At 64.8% G+C, this 20,579-nt stretch carries 21 protein-coding genes, 1 pseudogene and 1 riboswitch; of the genes and pseudogenes, 10 read left to right on the forward strand and 12 right to left on the reverse strand.

What is annotated here, in order from left to right; genetic code table 11:
* Positions 1-120 precede the first annotated feature (120 nt).
* On the reverse strand, positions 121-441 hold the full coding sequence (locus tag J2X38_RS18955) for a DUF559 domain-containing protein (protein ID WP_310256291.1): 321 nt from the start codon (positions 439-441) through the stop codon (positions 121-123).
* A gap of 309 nt (positions 442-750) precedes the next feature.
* Positions 751-1,512, reverse strand: coding sequence for a hypothetical protein (locus J2X38_RS18960; protein ID WP_310256293.1), 762 nt, complete (start codon positions 1,510-1,512; stop codon positions 751-753).
* A gap of 320 nt (positions 1,513-1,832) precedes the next feature.
* On the opposite strand from J2X38_RS18960, the gene J2X38_RS18965 reads away from it, so the two are divergent.
* Both J2X38_RS18965 and J2X38_RS18970 read left to right on the forward strand, forming a co-directional pair.
* Positions 1,833-2,693 carry a hypothetical protein gene (locus tag J2X38_RS18965; RefSeq protein ID WP_310256295.1) on the forward strand — a complete coding sequence of 287 codons (861 nt, stop codon included), beginning with the start codon at positions 1,833-1,835 and terminating at the stop codon, positions 2,691-2,693.
* An 87-nt stretch (positions 2,694-2,780) separates the two neighbouring features.
* Positions 2,781-3,401 (forward strand): hypothetical protein, encoded by a 621-nt coding sequence (locus tag J2X38_RS18970; protein WP_310256297.1) that lies wholly within the window; start codon positions 2,781-2,783, stop codon positions 3,399-3,401.
* Between the two features lie 31 nt (positions 3,402-3,432).
* Here the strand turns inward: J2X38_RS18970 and J2X38_RS18975 are convergent, their stop codons facing one another.
* The gene (locus J2X38_RS18975) at positions 3,433-3,597 is read right to left on the reverse strand and encodes a hypothetical protein (protein ID WP_310256299.1); all 165 of its coding nucleotides are present in this window, start codon (positions 3,595-3,597) and stop codon (positions 3,433-3,435) included.
* 476 nt (positions 3,598-4,073) lie between these two features.
* A riboswitch (cobalamin riboswitch) is annotated at positions 4,074-4,277 on the forward strand.
* Positions 4,278-4,392: 115 nt separating this feature from the next.
* Here J2X38_RS18975 and metE point away from each other — a divergent pair.
* From metE to J2X38_RS19000, 5 genes are all read left to right on the forward strand, one after another.
* The gene (metE, locus tag J2X38_RS18980) at positions 4,393-6,693 is read left to right on the forward strand and encodes a 5-methyltetrahydropteroyltriglutamate--homocysteine S-methyltransferase (protein ID WP_310256301.1); all 2,301 of its coding nucleotides are present in this window, start codon (positions 4,393-4,395) and stop codon (positions 6,691-6,693) included.
* Positions 6,683-7,087, forward strand: a complete 405-nt coding sequence (locus tag J2X38_RS18985) for an acyl-CoA thioesterase (protein WP_310256302.1) — start codon at positions 6,683-6,685, stop codon at positions 7,085-7,087. Before metE ends, J2X38_RS18985 begins: the two co-directional genes overlap by 11 nt.
* Positions 7,088-7,240: 153 nt before the next feature.
* Positions 7,241-7,552, forward strand: a complete 312-nt coding sequence (locus J2X38_RS18990; protein WP_310256304.1) for a hypothetical protein — start codon at positions 7,241-7,243, stop codon at positions 7,550-7,552.
* An 8-nt stretch (positions 7,553-7,560) separates the two neighbouring features.
* Positions 7,561-7,782 carry a hypothetical protein gene (locus tag J2X38_RS18995; protein WP_231732549.1) on the forward strand — a complete coding sequence of 74 codons (222 nt, stop codon included), beginning with the start codon at positions 7,561-7,563 and terminating at the stop codon, positions 7,780-7,782.
* Between the two features lie 74 nt (positions 7,783-7,856).
* A complete protein-coding gene (locus J2X38_RS19000) occupies positions 7,857-8,351 on the forward strand; it encodes a hemerythrin domain-containing protein (protein ID WP_310256306.1) in 495 nt (164 codons plus the stop codon).
* 94 nt (positions 8,352-8,445) lie between these two features.
* Here the strand turns inward: J2X38_RS19000 and J2X38_RS19005 are convergent, their stop codons facing one another.
* From J2X38_RS19005 to J2X38_RS19025, 5 genes and pseudogenes are all read right to left on the reverse strand, one after another.
* Complete coding sequence (locus J2X38_RS19005; RefSeq protein ID WP_405053475.1) at positions 8,446-9,525, reverse strand: choice-of-anchor A family protein; 1,080 nt, start codon at positions 9,523-9,525, stop codon at positions 8,446-8,448.
* 153 nt (positions 9,526-9,678) lie between these two features.
* Entirely contained in the window at positions 9,679-10,350 is a 672-nt protein-coding gene (locus tag J2X38_RS19010) for a DUF6445 family protein (protein WP_310256308.1), read from the reverse strand.
* Positions 10,347-11,609 (reverse strand): RNA polymerase sigma factor, encoded by a 1,263-nt coding sequence (locus J2X38_RS19015; RefSeq protein ID WP_310256310.1) that lies wholly within the window; start codon positions 11,607-11,609, stop codon positions 10,347-10,349. The genes J2X38_RS19010 and J2X38_RS19015 overlap by 4 nt, the downstream gene beginning before the upstream one ends.
* Before the next feature lie 135 nt (positions 11,610-11,744).
* Positions 11,745-12,095, reverse strand: a pseudogene (locus J2X38_RS19020) (YciI family protein); the annotation flags it as partial.
* Positions 12,096-12,185: 90 nt separating this feature from the next.
* Positions 12,186-13,199: a GlxA family transcriptional regulator gene (locus tag J2X38_RS19025; RefSeq protein WP_310256311.1), complete on the reverse strand. Its 1,014-nt coding sequence runs from the start codon at positions 13,197-13,199 to the stop codon at positions 12,186-12,188.
* 138 nt (positions 13,200-13,337) lie between these two features.
* Here J2X38_RS19025 and J2X38_RS19030 point away from each other — a divergent pair, with 138 nt between their 5' ends.
* Together J2X38_RS19030 and J2X38_RS19035 are read left to right on the forward strand one after the other, a co-directional pair.
* Positions 13,338-14,165: an alpha/beta hydrolase gene (locus J2X38_RS19030; RefSeq protein WP_310256313.1), complete on the forward strand. Its 828-nt coding sequence runs from the start codon at positions 13,338-13,340 to the stop codon at positions 14,163-14,165.
* A gap of 71 nt (positions 14,166-14,236) precedes the next feature.
* Positions 14,237-14,731 carry a hypothetical protein gene (locus J2X38_RS19035; RefSeq protein ID WP_310256315.1) on the forward strand — a complete coding sequence of 165 codons (495 nt, stop codon included), beginning with the start codon at positions 14,237-14,239 and terminating at the stop codon, positions 14,729-14,731.
* A 103-nt stretch (positions 14,732-14,834) separates the two neighbouring features.
* Here the strand turns inward: J2X38_RS19035 and J2X38_RS19040 are convergent, their stop codons facing one another.
* Positions 14,835-15,713: an OmpA family protein gene (locus tag J2X38_RS19040; protein ID WP_058536139.1), complete on the reverse strand. Its 879-nt coding sequence runs from the start codon at positions 15,711-15,713 to the stop codon at positions 14,835-14,837.
* Between the two features lie 308 nt (positions 15,714-16,021).
* On the opposite strand from J2X38_RS19040, the gene J2X38_RS19045 reads away from it, so the two are divergent.
* Positions 16,022-16,993 carry a nitronate monooxygenase family protein gene (locus tag J2X38_RS19045; protein WP_058536138.1) on the forward strand — a complete coding sequence of 324 codons (972 nt, stop codon included), beginning with the start codon at positions 16,022-16,024 and terminating at the stop codon, positions 16,991-16,993.
* 192 nt (positions 16,994-17,185) lie between these two features.
* On the opposite strand, the gene J2X38_RS19050 is transcribed toward J2X38_RS19045, so the two are convergent.
* The 3 genes from J2X38_RS19050 to J2X38_RS19060 form a co-directional block, all read right to left on the reverse strand.
* The gene (locus J2X38_RS19050) at positions 17,186-17,662 is read right to left on the reverse strand and encodes an AHH domain-containing protein (RefSeq protein WP_310256318.1); all 477 of its coding nucleotides are present in this window, start codon (positions 17,660-17,662) and stop codon (positions 17,186-17,188) included.
* Positions 17,662-18,507: a hypothetical protein gene (locus tag J2X38_RS19055; RefSeq protein ID WP_310256320.1), complete on the reverse strand. Its 846-nt coding sequence runs from the start codon at positions 18,505-18,507 to the stop codon at positions 17,662-17,664. The genes J2X38_RS19050 and J2X38_RS19055 overlap by 1 nt, the downstream gene beginning before the upstream one ends.
* An 89-nt stretch (positions 18,508-18,596) precedes the next feature.
* Entirely contained in the window at positions 18,597-20,558 is a 1,962-nt protein-coding gene (locus tag J2X38_RS19060; protein WP_310256322.1) for a potassium transporter Kup, read from the reverse strand.
* Positions 20,559-20,579: the final 21 nt, after the last annotated feature.

The raw sequence follows: 20,579 nt of genomic DNA on the forward strand, positions 1-20,579 counted from the left end.
CACTTCGTGGTCCCCCTCCCCATCGCTACGCGACAGGGAGGATAAAGCACCACGCTTCCAAATCCTCCCTGTGCCGAAGGCATGGGGAGGTGGCAGCGCGAAGCGCTGACGGAGGGGCCACTAGCGCGACGCCAAAATCAACCGAACCAACCCCTCAACCACAGCATCCACATCCTTCAAAACATCCGAAGCCGCCACCCGAACCACAACAAACCCCTGCCCGATCAACCACTCATCGCGCACAGCATCCCGCTCCACCCGATGATCATGCGCCAACCCATCCACCTCAACGATCAACCGCACATCCGGCGCATAAAAATCCGCTACATAAGCCCCCACCGGATGCTGCCGCCGAAACTTCACCCCACCCGGCCGAGCCCGGAGCCGCTGCCACAACATCACCTCAGGCAACGACATCTCCCGCCGCAACCCACGCGCCATTTTGACCACCGCCTTAGAAGTAGAACGCCCCACCGCCCCTCCCCCAAATCAATCCTCCCTGTGGCCAAAGGCCATGGGGAGGTGGCAGCCGCAAAGCAGCTGACGGAGGGGCCAAAAGCGCGGGCGCCCCAGCCCCTCCACCACCGCCTGCGGCGGCGGTCCCCCTCCCCACGCCTACGGCGCAGGGAGGAAATCACAAACCCCAACCCGCCCCACCCCGGACCAAAACCCCAAATCCTCCCTGTCGCGAAGCGATGGGGAGGGGGACCGCTCGCGCAGCGAGCGGTGGAGGGGCAAGGCAGCAAGCCCTTACTGTGCGCGGCTGCTCCTGCCATCCACAAGACGCTGAAAATCCGTCAGAACGCCGACAACGGCTTCGCGAAACTCAAAAAGCTTTGGAATTACAGGCTTTTGACTAACTCCCGGAGCCTTTCCAAAGAACACCCCGCTCTTAGTATTGAAATGCCTACTGCAATCGACCCCGAGCCCAGGCTCCAATTGAATGTAGCTTCTTCCGTCCACTCCTGGGTGCAACACGACATTATCACTTGCCCAACGCTCCTTCGTATCCAGATCGATAAATATAATTCGATCAACGCTAGCGGCTTGGACCACAGGGGAAATTATGGTGTGCTTCTCAGCATTGTCTAACTGGCACAGCCAGTAAATCAGTTCACCAACTCCGCCCGGATAAATTGCAAGATTTGTAAAGAAATCCTTCGTGCTCGTATTTGGAGTTCTCATCCCTCTGCATGCAGCGTCGAAGCTCTGTTGATCGTTGCCCGTCGGAAGCTTCAGAAAGCGGTCTTGCACCCCATCATCGATGCCGACCAGCTCCCAAGTGGCGTGATCGAGCGCCGTTCTTAGATTATGAAGAGCGTCACTCAGAATTAAAGACAGGTCGATCGGCAATGGAGCGTCCGAGATCGTCTCAAAGAACATCGGTCCTTTTATTTTCCCATGAACCCTAATTGTGTGCCCATGACCGGCTTGGAATTCCCGGAGGGCCCCCTCAAAGTCCTGTATATGCCGGTCCGCGCGGCCAATTTTCAGCAATGCACTTTCGAACATACGAACTCCAAACATTTCACGACTGACCGAAGTTAAATGATGAGCATTCCAAAGCGAAGCAGCGCATGCCCTAATGGATTGCATATTTGTGGTTGAGCTAGCCAGATAGAGTGTAGAAACTCCTTTCCTACATTTCACCCATATGGTTTATTCTATCGGTTTTATCTAACCGAAAGGACGAATCGATAGACGACGCCGCGCATAATCCGGCCACCATCCCCGCCCCCGGCAGCTATCACTGGACGCCGCGACTCCAGCGCGACTTTCTCGAAGCCTTCGCCACCAACGGGTCGGTGAAGATTTCGGCGGCCAAGGTGAGCATGTCGCCTTCCGCCGTCTATCAGCTGAAGCAGCGTCCCGAGGGCGCGGCGTTCCGGCTCGGCTGCGCCGCGGCGCTGCTGATCGCGCGCGGGCGGCTCGTCGACGAGCTGCTCGACCGCGCGATCTGGGGGCATGACGAGACCGCCGAGATCCAGCGCGAGGAGGGCCGGAGCTTCGTCAAGCGCCGCCGCCTCGACTCGCGCCTCGGCCTCGCGATGCTCGCGCGGCTCGACAGGATGGTCGAAACGCGCGCCTCCCAAAAAGGAGGATGGGCCGGCGAGGAGATGCTCGCGCAGATCATCGCCGGCGACTGGCGGGGCTTCCTCGCGCTCTTCGACGCCGCCGAGGCTGTGGCGCCGGGCGCCGCCGGGGCGGGGAACACCGACGCCGAGGGGCAGAAGGACGGAATGGCCGCCCCCCTCGCCCTCTGGCTCGCCGCGCGCGACAACCGCGCCAATCCCCTCGCCAGCCTGTGGCGCGGAACCGCAATCGCGAATGAAGTTGCGCAGATTTCCGCCATTTTCGACGCCGGACCCGAAAGCGCTGACGAGGAGGGGCCGACCCCCGAGGAAGAGGCCGCGGCAATGACCGTCTGGCACGACGAGGAAACCGGCGAGCTGCGCACCAACTTCCCGCCGCCGGGCGGATTTATCGGCATCGAGGAAGGCGTGTTCGGCGACGAGGATTATGCGCGCACGCTCGACGCGGACGAGGAAGAAGCGTGGGAGGCCGCGCATGCCGAACTCGTCGAACCGCTGCGCCGCGCCGGCGAAGCCGCCCGCTGCGCCTTCTTCGCCCTCCCCGCCCCCGCGAACGACCCGGCGCCCGCCCGTGCGAGCGGCAAACAGGCCACCGGATAGGCTGCGCGTCCTCGCCGCGGCAAGACAGACGGGCCAGTGCATCGCAATGTTAGGCAGATCGTTACCCCGGACGGATAGGAACCGGCCATGGCCGCGCGAAACACCTCACTCGAACGCGAATTGCAGGGCTTCGCCGCCTGTTTTCGCGCCCAGAGCGGACACCTCATCTTCTCGACCTCGCCGGGCGGCGAAGGACGCGTGGTGTCCGAGGACGAAGCCGTCGGGTTCTGGAGCGACTATGCCGCGCTCGCCCACCGGCACGCACGCCGCTTCGGTCATTCGGTCTGGGCCTCGGTCGTGTTGCTGATCCTGTTCGGGACCCTTGGCGTCAAATATAAAGCGCCGCTGTTCATCGGGCTCGCGTTGCTCTCGATGTTCGGCTGGTGGTTCACCGCGATCGCGCAGCGCATCATCCGCGCCCGCTTCAAATATCGGGTGTGGGAAGCGGTCGCGCATCACACCCCGTTGCGCACGCTCACGCGCCACGAAAAGATCGCACGCGGCTTTGCGCTCAGCGTGCGGCAATGGCTCGGGCTTGGCGCGGCCCTTATCGTCTATGGCACCCTGGGCGCCCCGCCGAGCGCGCTGCCGCTCGTCTGGCGCGACCTGCAGATGGTGGCGATCGGGGTGCTGATATACGGCTCGATTGTCGGCCTGCTCGCTTATGGCGCCTTCCGGCTCGTCCGGCGGCTCCGCGGGCGCGGCTGAGGTGGCGGTGGCGAGCGGCTCGCCCCGCGCCTCAGTCGACGACCCAATAGCCGGCCGCGCCGCCCGGCTCATACCCGCGGCGGCAGATCAGTTCGCCCTCGCTCGTGAGCTCGGCCCACGCGCCAATCGGCTCGCGCTCCATCATCACGAGCGCCGCCGCGACATCTTCGGCCTCGAACGCGACACGCTTTTCCATTCCGAACCAGGCATCCTGGTATCGCAGGACAAAGGTCGTCAGCGCGGGCCTGTCGGCTTGTATTTCTGGACGCGGCAGACAGTCGCATTCGCCGTCGTTGGAGCCGCTGGGGTTTTGCTGGGGGAGCTTCATTGGGGGAGAGCCTTCGGTGGGGGAAACGAAGGGGGCAGTCCCGACGGCTGGCCCAGCCGTGACCGCCGCCGGGGGCGAAATATTGGGTCGGCGATGCGTCTCCTGCGTCACACGGACATACGGACGGCACCACGAAGGGCGGCGCACGACCTCGAAAATATACGGCATATCATTGTCATACTGCCCAGTATCATCAGCGGTCCGTTCGACGGGTCGCCATTTCGAATCGACAAACGACTTGACGATGGCATGGCGCGCCGGGCCGGGGCGCCGCCCGATCCGTGCCCCGGAAATATCATATAAAGAATTCTTTATATGTGTGTTGACAGAGCCCGCCGTTTCGTTATGTTTCAACCTGTCGAGGTTCTCCGCGCCCGTTGCACGGCGTGGAGCTAAGACGGGAAGCCGGTGCAAAACCGGCGCTGCCCCCGCAACTGTAAGCGGTGAGCGATGGTCGCTATGTGTCACTGGTTCGCAAGGAACCGGGAAGGCCAGACCGCCGCGTCGATCCGTGAGCCAGGAGACCTGCCTCGTCAGATACGTCCTCCGGCGGGGTGTCCGGTCAGGCCGCATGCATGGCTGCGCCCGACCCTTGCTTTGCGGGCGCAGACGCGTGCCTGCTCGTCTGCCCGGCGCCTTGCCCCTTGCAAGGTGCTTGAAGAAATGACTGTCAGCGTCGCCACCCTCGGCTTCCCCCGCATCGGCCTTCGCCGCGAGCTCAAATTCGCGCTCGAAAGCTATTGGGCGGGCAAATCAACCCTCGCCGAATTGCAGACCGCCGCATCGGGCCTCCGCGCCCTCAATTGGACGCGGCAAAAGGCACTCGGCGCCGACATCCTGCCGTCGAACGACTTCTCGCTCTACGACCATGTCCTCGACACCAGCGCGCTGATCGGCGCGGTCCCGCCGCGTTATGACTGGGACGGCGAGATCGTCGACCCCGACCTTTATTTCGCAATGGCACGCGGCGCGCAGGGGCCGTCCGCCTGCGGCCACAGCCACGACACCACCGCGCAGGAAATGACCAAATGGTTCGACACCAACTATCATTTCATGGTCCCCGAACTCACCGCGGGTCAGACATTCAAGATCGCCTCGACCAAGATCTTCGGCGAATTTGAGGAAGCGAAGGCGCTCGGCTATCAGACCCGCCCCGTCCTCCTCGGCCCCGTCTCCTATCTGATGCTCGCCAAGGGCAAGGCAGTCGAACCGCTCGCGCTGCTGCCTGGGCTCCTCGACACCTACGCCGAAATCCTGTCGCGCCTCGCCAAGGCCGGCGCCGAGTGGGTCCAGATCGACGAACCCTGCCTCGTCCTCGACCTCAGCGCGGAGCAACGCACCGCGTTCGAGCGCGCCTACGCCCGCCTCGCCACCCGCGGGCCGAAGCTGATGCTCACCACCTATTTTGGCGGTCTGGGCGACAATCTGGGTCTCGTCGCCGACCTTCCCGTCCACGGCCTCCACCTCGACCTCGTCCGCGCGCCGGGCCAGCTCGAACCCGCGCTCGCAAAGCTCCAGCCGCACGTCCTCCTCTCGCTCGGCGTCGTCGACGGCCGCAACATCTGGCGCGCCAACCTCCCCGACCTCTACTGGCGGCTCAAGGAGCTCGCCGGCAAACGCGACCTCATCCTCGCTCCGTCCTGCTCGCTCCTCCACGTCCCCGTCGACCTCGTGCTCGAAACGTCGCTCGACCCCGAAATCGCGCAGTGGCTCGCCTTCGCGGCGCAAAAGATCGAAGAGCTTGCCGCGCTCGCCAAGGCGCTGAACGAAGGCGAGGACGCGAGCTTCGCCGCCTTCTCGGCCTCGCGCATCGCCGCGGTCGCACGCCAGACCTCGCCGAAAATCCACAACCCCGCGGTCGCAAAGCGCCTTGCGGCCCTCGATGACAGCGCCACCAACCGCGCCTCTCCCTTCGCTGCGCGCCGCGACGCCCAGCAAAAGCGCCTCGCCCTCCCCGCCTACCCCACCACGACGATCGGCAGCTTCCCGCAGACCCCCGAGGTCCGCAAAGCCCGCGCCGCGCATATCAAGGGCGAGATCGACGATGCCGCCTACGACCGGTATCTGCGCGTCGAAACGCGCGCGGCGGTCAAATGGCAGGAGGAAATCGGCCTCGACGTCCTCGTCCACGGCGAGTTCGAACGTAACGACATGGTGCAATATTTCGGCGAGCAGCTCGCGGGCTTCGCCTTCACCCGCGCCGGCTGGGTGCAAAGCTATGGCTCGCGCTGCGTCCGCCCGCCGATCCTCTACGGCGACGTCTCGCGCCCCGCACCGATGACGGTCGACTGGTGGCGCTATGCGCAGGACCAGACCGACCGGCCGATGAAAGGCATGCTCACCGGCCCCGTCACCATCCTCAACTGGTCGTTCGTCCGCGACGACCAGCCGCGCGAGACGAGCTGCCGCCAGATCGCGCTCGCGATCCGCGACGAGGTGCAGGATCTCGAGGCGGCCGGCGCCGCGATCATCCAGATCGACGAAGCCGCGCTGCGCGAAGGCCTCCCCCTTCGCCGCAGCGAATGGCAGCATTATCTCGACTGGGCGGTCGAAAGCTTCCGCATCACCGCCAGCGGCGTCCGCGACGACACGCAGATCCACACGCATATGTGCTATTCGGAGTTCAACGACATCATCCGCGCGATCGGCGCGATGGACGCCGACGTCATCTCGATCGAGACCGCGCGGTCGCAGATGGAGCTGCTCGACGCCTTCGCCACCTACGCCTATCCGAACGAGGTCGGCCCCGGCGTCTACGACATCCATAGCCCGCGCATCCCCGCGGAGCGCGAGATGACCGACCTCCTGACCCTCGCCGGCAAACATGTCCCCGCCGCGCAGATCTGGGTGAACCCCGACTGCGGGCTCAAGACGCGCAAATGGGACGAGGTGCGCCCCGCGCTGACCGCGATGGTCGCCGCCGCGCAGGCGATGCGCATCCGGGGCGCCTATAATGCAAACTGAGCCTGCCATGCCGACCGGCCAGCCCGCCGTCCGCGTTACCGCGATGCCCGCCAACGCCAATGTTTACGGCGACATCTTCGGCGGCTGGCTGATGGCGCAGATGGACCTTGCGGCGTCGTCGGTGGCCTCGCGCCACGCACGCGGCCGCGCGGTGACGATCTCGGTGGAAGGCATGTCCTTCCACCGCCCCGTCTTCGTCGGCGACGAGGTGTCGGTGTTCGGGCGCCTCGTCAAAGTCGGCCGCACCTCGATGCACGTCGAAGTAGGAGCCTGGGCGCGCGATCGCCACGCCGACGAGGATAACAAGGTCACGCAGGCGGTCTTCATTTTCGTCGCGGTCGGTCCCGACCGCCGCCCGCGCGCCGTTCGCCCGCTCGCCGAGGAGGTCGGCTAAACCAAAGCGCACCGCCGGGGAACCATTCCCCGGCGGCGCCTTACAATGTCCCCACAGCGCCCCCATATAAGCGTTATCGCGGCACGCGTTTTTCGTAGGCCGCCGCGACTGAGAGACATGCGCGCTCCCGCTTACAAGGAGGAGCCGCGCGCCATGAATCCCGAAACGAGCCCCGCCAACCCGGCCGTCACCGAGGAGACTGCTACCCCCGCCAGGACGCGGTCGAACAGCTTCTTCCGCCCAAAGCGCGCGCCGCTGCCCCGCGAAGACGCGCGGCGACAGGGCGACATCAGCCAACTCGCCTTTCTGACGATGGGCGGGCGCGATCCCGCGATCGCTTTCCTCAATAGCGAGAACGCCGAACTCGGTGGCCGCCCGCTCGCGGTCGCAACCGCCAGCGACACCGGCTACGAACAGGTTGCCACCGCAATCCGTGCGTGGGCGCGCGATCCGGGCTTCGAATGAGCCGCGCGATGAATCTCGCGCTGCCCGAGAGCGAGGTGAAGCAAATCTGCCTGTCGCAAGGCGTCAGCATCAGCGCAATCGAGCCGCTGCAATCGGGCGGCACCCGCCTCATCTGCACCACGCCTGCCGGCGCAGAAGAAATGCGCCTGCGTCTGCGTGGTCACATCATCGACGGCGCGGTCACCCGCCATCGCTTCTACCGCCCGCCAGGCGCGCAGGGGGGATATTAGCCACTCCCGCGCAACCTTCGTCTCAGCCCCCCGTTTCTCCTTCACTCCGGGGGAGGCAATGAACGGAGACTGCAATGAACCGCGAAGATACTGACGCCACCCACATCCTGACCAAGGACCACCGCGAGGTCGAGGCATTGTTCGCAAGCTTCGAAAAGGCCGGCGGCAGCAAGGAAAAGGGCCGCATCGCCGACCAGATCTGCACCGAGCTCAAGATTCATGCGCAGATCGAGGAAGAAGTTTTCTACCCCGCGCTCAAGGGCAAGATCGACGACGACCTCTTGAAGGAAGCCTATGTCGAGCATGACGGCGCCAAGATACTGATCAACGAGATCGTCGCCTCCAGTCCCGACGACGAATTTTTCGATTCCAAGGTCACCGTGCTCAAGGAAGAGATCGAGCATCATGTGAAAGAGGAAGAGAAAGAGCACGACAATATGTTCCAGCAAGCGCGCGCCGCCGACGTCGACCTCGACGCCCTCGGCGAACAGATGCTCGCGCGGAAAGAAGAGCTGAAGGCGCAGGCCAAATCGACCGGCCTGCCGCCCGCACAAACGACGACGATGTAACTATCTCGTCGGGGCGATGGCGCGATTGTCTCACGCGTCATCGCCCGACTTGTGCGCTGTCATCCACCGGTGGATGAAAGCGACGTTAAGCGCGCTAAGCCTTGTCCCGCTTCGCCGGGCGCCGTCGCCGCAACAGGATCAATCCGCCGACACCCAGCCCGAACAGGCTAAACATCTCCGGTTCGGGAACCGGCGTCGCGCCGCCGCCCGTCGAGCTGTCGCCGCCGCTTGAACTGCTGCCCGACGGCGATGTCGCATAACCGCCCTTGAACGTCCCGATATGCATCTCGCCACTCTGCTTGAGGTTGCCGAACACCGCCGACCCCTGAATGTAATTGCGCGTCTCGGCATCGGCGAGCGGCGCGAGCACCGACCCGCCCCATGCGGTGGTCAGCTTCAGATCCTCGGCCTCGGGGAAATTCCAGATCACCCGTTCGCCGAGGTTGTTGGTGCCGCCGAGGAAATTGTCGTTGAGGTTGATCGACCGGCCGCTGACGTTGACGATTGCGGTGTCCGCGCCGTTCAGGTTGAACTGGATCTCGCCGATCTTGTCGAGGTCGGCCGCGGTGATGTTGAACACCGCCAGGCCCTGCGCATTCGGCTGCGCAGTGAAGGTGCCGCGGTTGCCCTGCACCGTCAGCTGGCTGTTCGATTTGAGCGTGCCCATTTCGAACGACAGGCTGCCCATGCTGCTCTTCAATTCGGCCTTGTTCTGTTGCAACCCCAGCCCGAACGCCGGGTTGCTCGCGTCGAGGTTCGAAATCACCGTATTCTGGTTGATATTGGTATTGCTGATCGTCCCGCCGACCTTCACCGTCTGGTTCGGGCCGTTGAGATTGAAGCCGCTCGAGACGTTGCCGCCGATCACGGCGCCCGATCCGTTGTTCAGATTCTTGTGGCTGCCCGTGACATTGCCGACGACGGTCAGCCCCGGCTGCCCGTTCGGCGAGGTCGTCGCGCGGATGCCATAGTTCGACGAATTGCCGCTGAGATTGCCACCGACGAACGTCCGACCCTCGACTTCGGACGAGGATTCAAGGTTGCCGAGCACGACGAGGTTCCACTCGCGCAGCGCGTCGATCCCGGTGATCGCCTTGCTTTGCGCAAGAGCGGGCAGCGTCATCGCCGCCGCTACGAGCGCGGCAGGGAACAGGATACGGATCGGAAAAGACACAGGTTTATCGTCCAGTTTTCAGTGGGAAGGCGCGGGCGCCCATAAGCCGTTCGTCGCCCAACTTACACCGAAGTGCGACGGACCGTTGTCCTGTTCCGGAACAGCAGCGCGATACCGTCGCGCAGCCGTGCCAAAATCGCGGCGGATGCGGACTTAGCCGATCGAGAGGAAACACGTGACCGTCAAACGCCCCGCCACCGGGTCCGCCGCCAGCAAGTTGTCCGACGAAATCGCCCCGCTGTGGAGGTTCCAGCTGCGATAGAGCAGCGCGCGATTATAGCGCGCCGGTTCGGTGCGGAGGCATTCGAACAGCGGCGTATCGCCCTGAACATATTCGGGCGGCGGCACCCCGCCGTGGCGCATTTCGATGTCGAGATGCCGAAAGAACAGGTCGCGCCGCGTTTCGTCCACCGTCTCGAAGCCCGTCGAGCGGTGGCGGAAGAAGGCGGTGCCATCGCCGCCAGCAGGCGACAGATAATGGACGAGCGCGATGCGATCCTCGGTGAAGGCGTCGATATGCGGCAGGCGCTGCGGGATGGTCAGGTTGCCGGCAGGGGTAGAGACGATCGAAAAGCTCGCATCGACCACGGTGATCGGCCCGGTCCGCCCGAACGCTTCAGCGGCCGCGGCCGAAATGACCGGGAGCTGCGTCGCGAGATAGTCGGCGGGCAACGCCGCACGCACCCCCGGAAAATGGTTGAGTGCCGGGGCGAAATCGGCCGCCTGCGCAAAATTTCGCAAGGCATCGGGATCGGGCGCGAAATCGTCGAGGATGACGAGCGGCTGCGCCTCGGTTCCGATCGTCTCGATACGGACCGACGTCATTCGGTGCATGCCGCGGCGCGGGCCAGCAGGAAATCGCGTTCGCGCTCGTTGCTCGACAGTGCCGCCGCCGCCTCGAATTGAACCCTCGCTTCATCCGGCCGCCCGGCGCGGAACAGGAAATCGCCGCGCGCGGCAGGCAGCGGCGCATAATTGCGCAGCGCCGCCGCATCGGCGATCGCGTCGACCAGCCGCAATCCGGCCTCCGGGCCGAACGCCATGCTATGCGCGACCGCCCGATTGAGCTCGACCACCGGCGACGGCATCACCTGCCCCAGCCGGTCGTAGAGGCCGGCAATGCGCTGCCAGTCGGTTGCCTCCGCCGAACGCGCCCGGGCATGGCACGCCGCAAGCGCCGCCTGTAATACATAGGGCCCGCCCGTTCCGCCCAGTTCCTCGGCCCGATCGAGCGCATTCAATCCGCGGCGGATGAGCAGCTGGTCCCACCGTGCCCGGTTCTGTTCGGTCAGCGGCACGAACCGCCCATCGGGTCCCGCCCGCGCCGTCAGCCGCGACGCCTGAATTTCCATCAGCGCGAGCAAGCCCAGCACCTCGGGCTGCTCGGGCATCAATCCGGCGAGGATGCGCCCCAGCCGCTGCGCCTCGCTGCACAGCGGCGGTCGGACGAGCGAAGGCCCTGCGGTCGCGGCATAGCCTTCGTTGAAGATCAGATAGACGACCTCGAGCACCGACCCCAGGCGCGCCTGAAGCTCGGCGCCGCGCGGAACCTCAAACTGGGCCCCCGCCTTGGCGATCGCCTTCTTCGCCCGCGTGATCCGTGCTGCAATCGTTGCCTCGTTCGACAGGAAAGCCCGGGCGATCTCCTCGACCGTCAACCCTCCGACCAGCCGCAGCGTCAGCGCAGCGCGCGCCTCGGGCGAAATCACCGGATGACAGGCGGCAAAGATCAGCCCGAGCAGCTCGTCGCCGAGCGGATCGTCGAGCGCCGCCTCGACGGCCTCCGCGCTCATATCGCGCTCCTCATCGAGTTCGCGGGCGATTTCGGCATGTTTTCGCTCCCGCATCGCATGGTGCCGGGCGCCGTCGATCACCCGCCGTTTCGCCGCCGCGGTCAGCCAGGCGCCCGGATTATCGGGCACCCCCGACTTCGGCCATTCGGTCAGCGCGATCAGCAGCGCCTCCTGCGCCAGTTCCTCGGCCCGGTCGACGTCGCGCGTCATCCGGGCGAGCGCGGCAATTAACCGCGCCCGCTCGATCCGGAACACCGCCTCGATCGCCCGGTGAGTTTCGTCGACTGCCATGCCCGCCTTCTCGGCCAACGCGGCCGGGGAGGCAAGCATGGCGGCCTGCACGACTTAATCGCCGCCCAGCTTTTCGCGGAGACGCTGTTCGCGCTCGGCAATCTCGGGCGTCATCGCATCGCCGAAATCCTCCATTTCATAGAAAGGACGGATTTCGAGTTCGCTCGGCCCGGGCATCGGGTTCGGGCAGCGCTTCGCCCAGGCGACCGCCTCGTCCATGTCCTTGACCTCCCAGACCCAATAGCCCGCGACGAGTTCGCGCGTCTCGGCAAAGGGGCCGTCGATCACCGTGCGGCTCGCCCCGTCGAACGCGATGCGCTTGCCGGCCGACGAGGGTTTCAACCCGTCGCCGTCGACCATCACGCCGGCGTTCACCAGCTCCTCGTTATACTTGCCCATCGCCTCGAACATTTCGGTCATGTCCTCGGTCGGCGGCAGGCCCTTCTCGCTATCCTCGGTCGCTTTGACAAAGACCATTACACGCATCGTCCATCTCCTCTTTGATCGGGCCAACAGCGGCTCCTGCCAACACGACGAACGAGCCGCCGCCAAATCGACACGAGCGCGAAAAAAATTTCAGGCGACCTCCGCCAGCGACTGCGGGGTCGAAAAACGCTGCCGATATTCGTGCGGCGACAGGCCGATCAGGCGGTGGAACAATTTGCGGAACGCCGCCGCATCCTCATAGCCGACGCTCCACGCAATCTGGTCGACCGTCCGCTTCGTGAACTCCAGCAATTCGCGCGCTTTGCCGACGCGCAGATGCTGGACATATTCGACCGGAGTCATTCCGGTGGCCGCCTTGAAGCGGCGCTGAAAGGTGCGCTCCTCCATCCCCGCCTCGCCCGCCATCTCCGCGACCGCCACCGGCCCGGCTCCGCGCGCCTGCAGCCAATGCTGCACCTTCAATATAGCCTCATCGCCATGCGTCAGCTTCGGCGCGAAGCTCGCATAATGTTTCTGCTCGCGCCCCGATGGATCGATCAGCAGGAAGCGCGCGGTCTCCATCATCACCGTCGGACCCAGCAAGCGTTCGACGATGCGCAGCCCCAGGTCGGTCCACGCCATCAGCCCGCCCGCGGTGACGATGTCGCCATCGTCGATCACCATCCGGTCGGCCTCCATCCGCACGTCGGGAAAGCGGCTGCGAAACTCCTCGGCGAAAAACCAGTGCGTCGTCGCCGGCCGCCCCGCGAGCAATCCCGTCGCCGCCAGCGCAAACGCCCCGCCGCAATTCGACGCGAGCACCGTGCCCTGCGCATGCCGGTCGAGCAGCCAGCGCGCATAGGGCTCGACTTCGCCCGGCTCGAGCAATTTGTGGAGGCTCCCCGGCGCGATCAGCACCGCGGGCGAATTGCCCGCGGGCTCAGCCGGGTGGCTGTCGTACCAGCGCGCGAAGCCTCCGGCCTCCTGCAGCTGCCAATGGCTGACGCGGATCGGGCTGCGGCCGTGATCCACCGCAAAGCGCCCCGCGACGTCGAACAAGTCGGTAATCCCGTGGACCATGCCCATCTGGCAGTCGGGATAGGTCATCATCCCGACCTCGACGAGCGGCACGGTCGCGGCGTCGGGCACCTTCAGTTTGGGCATATCGGCTCCTTTGTCGGAATCGGCCCGGATAATGTCGCGTCCGCCAATCCCGATCAAGCGCGCATCGCCGTATCTGTTGTTTCACCGGGACGGACACCCCCGCCCAAAAACGGCAAGCTCATCGAAAGGAACCATATCATGACCACCATCACCACCAAGGACGGCACCAACATCTTCTTCAAGGACTGGGGTCCGAAGGATGCCCAGCCGATCGTCTTCTCGCACGGCTGGCCGCTCAGCGCCGACGCCTGGGACGCCCAGATGGTCTTCTTCGCCAATCAGGGCTTCCGCACCATCGCCCACGACCGCCGCAGCCATGGCCGCTCGGATCAGGTCTGGGACAACAACAACATGGACCAGTACGCCGACGACCTCGCCGAACTGATCGAACAGTTGGATCTCAAGGACGTCATCCTCGTCGGCCATTCAACCGGCGGAGGCGAAGTCACCCGCTATATCGGCCGCCACGGCACCGCCCGCGTTGCCAAAGTCGCGCTGATCGGCGCGGTCCCCCCGCTGATGCTCAAGACCGAAGCCAATCCGGGCGGCCTGCCGATCGACGTCTTCGACGGCATCCGCAAGGGCACGTTCGACAACCGCCCGCAATTCTTCAAGGACCTGAGCCTGCCCTTTTACGGCTATAACCGCGACGGCGCGGTCGTCTCCGAAGCGGTGCGCGACGACTTCGTGCGGCAGGGCATGAACGGCGGCCTCAAGGGCCTGCTCGACAGCATCCGCGCCTTTTCGGAAAGCGACTTCAACGAAGACCTCAAGAAGTTCGACAAGCCGACGCTCGTCCTCCACGGCGACGACGACCAGATCGTGCCGATCGGCGCCGCGGCGCTCTCGACGGTCAAGATCGTCAAGCACGCCGTGCTCAAGGTCTATGAAGGCGCCGACCACGGCCTCACCGTCACCCATCAGGACCGGTTCAACGCCGACCTTCTCGATTTCATCAACAGCTGATAAGGGAGAGGCGCGGGTCCCAAGAATTTTTGGGACGGGCCGCGCCTCCTCACCCGTAAAGGAGACGTGTCATGATCCTCGGTTTGACCATCCCGCAGTTCACCGCCCTCCATGTCGCGATCAGCTTCGTCGGCATCGGCGCGGGTCTCATCGCGCTTCCCGCCTACGCTCGCGGCCGCATCCTGCCCCGGACGAACGGCGTCTTCCTCTGGACGACATTGCTTACCAGCCTGACCGGCTTTCTGTTCCCGATCGTCGCTTTCACCCCGGCGCTCGGCACGGGGATCGTCTCGACGCTGGTGCTCGCGGTCGCCTTCTGGGCCTGGTATGGCCGCAAGCTCGCCGGCCGCGCAGCGACGGTCTACGCGGTCAGCGCCACCGCCGCGCTCTACCTCAACCTCTTCGTGCTGGTCGTGCAGTCGTTCCTGAAGGTCCCCGCGCTCAATGCGCTGGCCCCGAACGGCACCGAACCCCCGTTCGCCGCAGCGCAGGGCGCACTCCTCCTCACCGCGATCCTGTTCGGCTACCTTGCTGTCAAAGCCAGCCGCCGCCCGCTCGCGGCCTGACCCACCCGCAAACGACGAAGGGCGGCCTCGCGGCCGCCCTTCGTTGCGTCACGGCCGCTCCCGGCCGGAAATGCCGGGGTGGGCGCCGCCCACCCCGCGCATCTTACATACCGTCCAGACCCTTGCTGACCAGAATATTCACCGCAACGCGGCGATTCTGGGCCTTGCCTTCGGGGGTGGTGTTGTCCGCCGCCGGGTCGGCTTCGGCCATCCCGGTGGGGGTCAGCATGCGATAAGGCTTCCAGCCGCACGCCTGCTGAAGATGATTGACGACGCGGCTTGCGCGCTTTTCGCTGAGCACCTGGTTGAGTTCCTGGCTGCCCGTCGAATCGGTGTAGCCAACGACCAGCAGCAGGGCGTTGTCCATCCCGTCGGCCTGCGATGCCGCGCTGCAGAGATCGGCTTTCGCCTGCTCGGTCAGCACCGCCTTGCCGGTGTCGAAGTTCACGTTCGTCGTGCCTTTGACATTATACTGGTCGATATCGCCCACGCGGCTGCGCAGCGCCTCGGTTGCCGCTGTTTGTTCGGCAAAGCGCTGATCGGTGCCGGTGTGGATCATCGATGCGGTGCGGAGGTCCTTGTTCTTGAGTTGGACCTGGCTTGCCACCAGTCCGCCATCCCACTGCAGCGTGTCGATGGTGACGGGCAGGCCGTTGAGCAGCTGAGCCGCGCCAAGCTTGTCGCGATCGAGGCCCAGGAAGCCGCCGCTGCTCTTGATCTTGGTGTAGTCGGCGATCGCCACGGTCGTGCTGTTGCCGTCGGCGGTCGCGACCTTGATCCGGCCATCGGTGCGCGCGGCGATGATGCCCTCGACCTTCGGACCCTTGGTCATCTGGTCGGGCGAAGGCAGCGTGCCGACAACGGTCGCCATGACTTCGCCATCGTTCGGGGCCTGCTCTTGGGCAGCGAGGCTCCCCGTTGCGGTGCCGGCCAAAAGGGCCAGCGCCAATAGAATTTTCGGACTCTTGGAAACGGCGCCCATATACTTCTCCTTCTAAACAGCCGCCCGCGCAGATGGGCCCGCGTATTCGCGTGGTCCGTTCTGGGACAAGATTACTCGCGGCGAAGTCGAAAGTTGCGCAGGTCGTCGTACGGACGGTGCGACGAACCGATAAGACCGTGTCGCAAAAGCGTAATTTTTTTATTTTGTAGCTTTTCGAGGGCAGAAAATCAGCGCCCCGCGTCCGTCAACGTGGCGATCATCCGCCACGCCCACTTCGCCCGATACCCGCTTGCACAGCTTTCCGTTTACGTTAAGGTTAGTTGCAGACCGCAACCGGAGAGTGATTCATGGCCCTTCCCCCGATTTTCGACCGCCTGCGCCTGCCCGTGATCGGCTCGCCGTTGTTTATCGTATCGGGACCCGAGCTTGTCATCGCGCAGTGCAAGGCGGGCGTCGTCGGCAGCTTCCCGGCGCTCAATGCCCGCCCGCAATCGCTGCTCGATGAATGGCTGCACCAGATCACCGAGGAACTTGCGGCGTGGGACCGCGCCAATCCCGACCGCTTGTCGGCGCCTTACGCCGTCAACCAGATCGTCCATAAATCGAACGACCGACTGCTCGACGACATTGCGACGTGCGAGAAATGGAAGGTGCCGATCACGATCACCTCGCTCGGCGCGCGCGAAGAGCTCAATCAGGCGGTCCATGGCTGGGGCGGCATCACGCTCCACGACATCATCGACGACCGTTTCGCACGCAAGGCGATCGAAAAGGGCGCCGACGGCCTCATCCCCGTCGCCGCGGGCGCGGGCGGCCATGCCGGCCGGCAATCGCCCTTCGCGCTGGTACAGGAAATCCGCGAATGGTTCGACGGACCCGTAGCCTTGTCGGGCGCCATCGGCCACGGCCGCTCGATCCTCGCCGCGCAAGCATGCGGCGCCGACCTCGCCTATATCGGCAGCGCCTTCATCGCCACGACCGAAGCCAATGCCGAAGACACCTACAAGAACGGCATCGTCGAGGGGCGCGCGGGCGACATCGTCTATTCGAACCTCTTCACCGGCGTTCACGGCAATTACCTCCGCCAGTCGATCGTCGCCGCGGGCATGGACCCCGAAAACCTGCCCGAAGGCGACCTCAAGACGATGAACTTCGGCTCGGGCGGCAACACCAAGGTCAAGGCGTGGAAGGACATCTGGGGATCGGGCCAGGGCATCGGCCCGGTCACCGCGGTACGCCCGGTCGCCGAATATGTCGCCGAGCTCGAAGCCCAATATCTCGCCGCGCGCCGCGAACTTGAGGCGAAGGTCAGGCTTTAAGCCAAGTACCGACGCCGCTTGCCAGGCCGTTCAGCTATGTCTGCTTTGGGGTGGTGAGCTGTCGTTCCTTTTACCGTCGCCCCCGCGAAGGCGGGGGCCGCCGTCGGCCTTGCGCTACCTCTCCAGCGGCCCCCGCCTTCGCGGGGGCGACGGTTTAGCGTCGTCCGCAATCGGTCGAAAGCCGATATCACCCTACGCACCGAACAGCCTGTCGATCGCCTCGTCGAGATAGGGGCGGTCGACGAACAGCCGCATCGGGTCGCGCCGGTTGAGCCAGAAACCCGCGCCGTGCCGATCGGTCAGTGCGCGGCGCGTCGTGTCCTGCAACAGACGCAGGCGCATGACGGCGGTGCGCCGTGCCATTCGCGGATCGCTCGGCGCGTGAATTGCGAAATGCGCCCTGATCCGCTCGACCCGCGCCGCGATGACATCGCTATAACCATGGTGTGGTCCGCGGTGCAGCGCATGGCCGGACTGCAAAGCCGCGGGCTCGCACGCGGGGAGCATCAACCCGTTGCGCCCAAAATGCTGGAGCGCGAAGCCTTCGGCATGCAGTTGCTCAAACATCGCTGCCATTTGCGGGCGCTGGGTCAGAGCGATGGGGATCAGGTGATGGCGCTGGAACCCACTTTGCGGCGGCGGTGCGCCCTGCCATCCCCGCGGCGGCATCAACTATCGCGGCCGAACTCGACGATGACGGTCGACCTGTGGTCCGTGCTGCGCAAAGGCGGCAGCAGTTCAATCCACTCTCCCGCCTCCAGCCCGCGCATTGTCCGCGCATGCTGGACGGGGCCGTTGAGCATCATGTCGAGCGCAAGCCGCGACAGCCGCCGGACCATTTCGGCGACGGTCCAGCCGACGGGTATTCGCGCTTCCAGTTCCTGCCCCGCGAACAGCACCAGCCCCCGTGTTCCCATGCTGGCATCGGCGCCATTTTCGCGGCGCCGGAACGCCACGAGGTGCAGCACCGGCGGCATTCCGCTGGCCAGCATTTCGGCGATCGAAGCACGAAATTGCGGCGCATCCGACCACAGCCGCGCCGGCGACCAGAAAATATGGCTGGCATCGAACAGGTCGATCAGCAGCACCATCATCTTGAAGAATTCGCGCATCCGTGTCGGCTGCACGGTCGATGCCCCCGGCACCCCATCGCGCTTGGGGTCGCGCTCGGGGATAAAGACCCAGCACGCCCCGCTCTCGCGCCATCGTCGGGGCAGGCTCGCGGCAAGCAGGCTGGTCGATGGGTGGTCGGGATCGGCAAGATCCAGCGCAGCACCGGCCGCGGGGCCGGCCAGAACCGACACCGCCCCGAAGGTCAGGCGGAAACGGGGCGCCGCAACGCGCGCGGCGACATCGGCGCCGCCGCCCTCGACCCGCTCGGGCCGCAGCCCCATGCGGCGTAGCGCGGTTTCGACGGCCTCGCTCGAACCGCCCTGCATCGCCGCGCCGACGATCAGGGCAAATGGTTCCGGCGGGACCGGCAGGATCAGAGCGTCAGGGTTGCCGACATCCATAGTGTTGCGCGGCCTTTTTTGGGTCGCCCTTGCATCGCAAGACTTGCCCCGATGTACAAACGCTTATTGCCCGATGTCGGAAAGTTAACCTAGATCGCGACCTGGCTTCCCAGTTCGACGACGCGATTGGTTGGCAGGCGGAAATATTCCATCGCGCTTTCCGAATTGCGCAGCATCCACGCGAACAGCTTTTCGCGCCAGATCGGCATGCCGGGCTTGCTCGCCGCGATCAGCGTCTGCCGCGACAGGAAAAAGCTCGTCTCGATCATTTTGAACTCGCCGCCGCAGCTCGTGACGCGGGTCAGCGCCTCGGGCACGTCGATCGGCTGCATGAAGCCATAGTTGAGCACCAGCCGGTGGAACCCCTGTCCCAGATCCTCAAGCATGCAGAATTTCTCCTCCTGCACGAACGGCACGTCGGCGATCTTGATCGTCAGCAGGATGATCCGCGCATGGAGCACCTTGTTGTGCTTGAGGTTGTGGAGCAGCGCGTGCGGCACGCCGTCGCTGCTCGATGTCATGAACACCGCGGTGCCCGGCACGCGCGTCGCGCTGTTCGCCGCCGACTTCACGAACACCGGGATCGGCATCGCGCCTTCGGCCATCTCCTGCTGCATCAGCTTGCGTCCGCGCGACCAGGTGGTGAGCAAAGTGAAGATGATGAGCCCGATCGCGAGCGGCACCCAGCCGCCGTCCGGCACCTTGATCAGGTTTGCGCCGAAATAGGCGATGTCGACGATGAAGAAGACCGCGAGCACCGGCAGCGCCTTCCACGCCGGCCATTTCCACAATGTGAAGAGGACGACGCTGAGCAGGCAGGTATCGATGAACATCGCCCCCGTCACCGCAATGCCATAGGCCGCGGCAAGGTTGCTCGACGATCCGAAGAAGAGGACGAGGATGATCACCATCACCATCAGCCCCCAATTGACGATCGGGATATAGATCTGCCCCTGCGCTGAAGCGCTCGTGTGCTCGACGCGCAGGCGCGGCATGAAGCCCAACTGGATCGCCTGCTGAGTCAGCGAGAAGGCGCCCGAAATCACCGCCTGGCTGGCGATGATCGTCGCGAGGATCGCCAGGATGACGACGGGCACCTGCCATGCATCGGGCATCATCTGGAAGAAGGGATCGGCGATCAGGTCGCTTCGCGGCCCCATGTCCGCCTCGAGCACCATCGCGCCCTGCCCCATATAGTTCAGCATCAGCGCCGGCAGCACAAACGTCAGCCAGCTGAGCCCGATCGGCCCGCGCCCGAAATGCCCCATGTCGGCATACAGCGCCTCGGCCCCCGTCACCGCGAGCACGACCGCGCCGAGCGCGATGAACGCCGTAAACCCGTCGACATAGAAGAAGCGCAGCGCGTTCACCGGGTTCAGCGTTTCGACGATGATCCCCGGATGATCGACGATATGGATCATCCCGAGGATCGCGAGCATCGTGAAATAAGCGAGCATGATCGGCCCGAACAGCATCCCGACCTTCGCCGTCCCGCGCGACTGGATCGCGAACAGCCCGATCAGGATCGTCAGCGCGATCGGCACGATATAGGGCTCGAACCCCTTGTTGACGTAGCTGAGGCCCTCGGTCGCCGAGAGCACCGACATAGCGGGGGTGATCATGCTGTCGCCATAGAAGAGCGCGGTCGCGAACACGCCGAGCAGGATGATCGGCCATGTCCAGCGCTTCTCGCCCGACGAACGGCTGATCAGCGCGAGCAGCGCCAGGCTGCCCCCTTCGCCCTTGTTGTCGGCACGCATGATCGTCAGCACATATTTGAAGGTGACGACGAGCATCATCGACCAGAAGACGAGGCTCAGCACGCCATAGATGTGCAGCCGGTCGGCCTCGATCGGATGATGGCCGGCAAAGGTTTCGCGGAACGCGTAGAGCGGGCTCGTACCGATGTCGCCGAACACGACACCGATCGCGCCGACGGCAAGCTTCAGCTTGCCATCGCTGTGATGCCCATGCCCGTAATGGGCCGTTTCGGCGCCAGCAGTCACGGCGCCTGCAGCGCCGCCCGCCGCCTGTTGCGACTCAGCAGTCATTGCGGGCCTTTAGACGAGGCT

Source organism: Sphingopyxis sp. BE235 (genome assembly GCF_031457175.1).
Taxonomy (GTDB): domain Bacteria; phylum Pseudomonadota; class Alphaproteobacteria; order Sphingomonadales; family Sphingomonadaceae; genus Sphingopyxis.

What these genes read in the sequence shown, in the direction of transcription:
- J2X38_RS18995 (WP_231732549.1), top strand. Translation starts at nt 7,561, where the DNA reads ATGAATCTCGCGCTGCCCGAGAGCGAGGTGAAGCAAATCTGCCTGTCG.
- J2X38_RS19030 (WP_310256313.1), top strand. Translation starts at nt 13,338, where the DNA reads ATGACCACCATCACCACCAAGGACGGCACCAACATCTTCTTCAAGGAC.
- J2X38_RS19010 (WP_310256308.1), bottom strand. Translation starts at nt 10,350, where the DNA reads ATGACGTCGGTCCGTATCGAGACGATCGGAACCGAGGCGCAGCCGCTC.
- J2X38_RS19025 (WP_310256311.1), bottom strand. Translation starts at nt 13,199, where the DNA reads ATGCCCAAACTGAAGGTGCCCGACGCCGCGACCGTGCCGCTCGTCGAG.
- metE (WP_310256301.1), top strand. Translation starts at nt 4,393, where the DNA reads ATGACTGTCAGCGTCGCCACCCTCGGCTTCCCCCGCATCGGCCTTCGC.
- J2X38_RS18975 (WP_310256299.1), bottom strand. Translation starts at nt 3,597, where the DNA reads ATGGAAAAGCGTGTCGCGTTCGAGGCCGAAGATGTCGCGGCGGCGCTC.
- J2X38_RS18955 (WP_310256291.1), bottom strand. Translation starts at nt 441, where the DNA reads ATGGCGCGTGGGTTGCGGCGGGAGATGTCGTTGCCTGAGGTGATGTTG.
- J2X38_RS19045 (WP_058536138.1), top strand. Translation starts at nt 16,022, where the DNA reads ATGGCCCTTCCCCCGATTTTCGACCGCCTGCGCCTGCCCGTGATCGGC.
- J2X38_RS19000 (WP_310256306.1), top strand. Translation starts at nt 7,857, where the DNA reads ATGAACCGCGAAGATACTGACGCCACCCACATCCTGACCAAGGACCAC.
- J2X38_RS18990 (WP_310256304.1), top strand. Translation starts at nt 7,241, where the DNA reads ATGAATCCCGAAACGAGCCCCGCCAACCCGGCCGTCACCGAGGAGACT.
- J2X38_RS19035 (WP_310256315.1), top strand. Translation starts at nt 14,237, where the DNA reads ATGATCCTCGGTTTGACCATCCCGCAGTTCACCGCCCTCCATGTCGCG.
- J2X38_RS19055 (WP_310256320.1), bottom strand. Translation starts at nt 18,507, where the DNA reads ATGGATGTCGGCAACCCTGACGCTCTGATCCTGCCGGTCCCGCCGGAA.
- J2X38_RS19060 (WP_310256322.1), bottom strand. Translation starts at nt 20,558, where the DNA reads ATGACTGCTGAGTCGCAACAGGCGGCGGGCGGCGCTGCAGGCGCCGTG.
- J2X38_RS18970 (WP_310256297.1), top strand. Translation starts at nt 2,781, where the DNA reads ATGGCCGCGCGAAACACCTCACTCGAACGCGAATTGCAGGGCTTCGCC.
- J2X38_RS18985 (WP_310256302.1), top strand. Translation starts at nt 6,683, where the DNA reads ATGCAAACTGAGCCTGCCATGCCGACCGGCCAGCCCGCCGTCCGCGTT.
- J2X38_RS19040 (WP_058536139.1), bottom strand. Translation starts at nt 15,713, where the DNA reads ATGGGCGCCGTTTCCAAGAGTCCGAAAATTCTATTGGCGCTGGCCCTT.
- J2X38_RS18965 (WP_310256295.1), top strand. Translation starts at nt 1,833, where the DNA reads ATGTCGCCTTCCGCCGTCTATCAGCTGAAGCAGCGTCCCGAGGGCGCG.
- J2X38_RS18960 (WP_310256293.1), bottom strand. Translation starts at nt 1,512, where the DNA reads ATGTTCGAAAGTGCATTGCTGAAAATTGGCCGCGCGGACCGGCATATA.
- J2X38_RS19015 (WP_310256310.1), bottom strand. Translation starts at nt 11,609, where the DNA reads ATGGCAGTCGACGAAACTCACCGGGCGATCGAGGCGGTGTTCCGGATC.
- J2X38_RS19050 (WP_310256318.1), bottom strand. Translation starts at nt 17,662, where the DNA reads ATGCCGCCGCGGGGATGGCAGGGCGCACCGCCGCCGCAAAGTGGGTTC.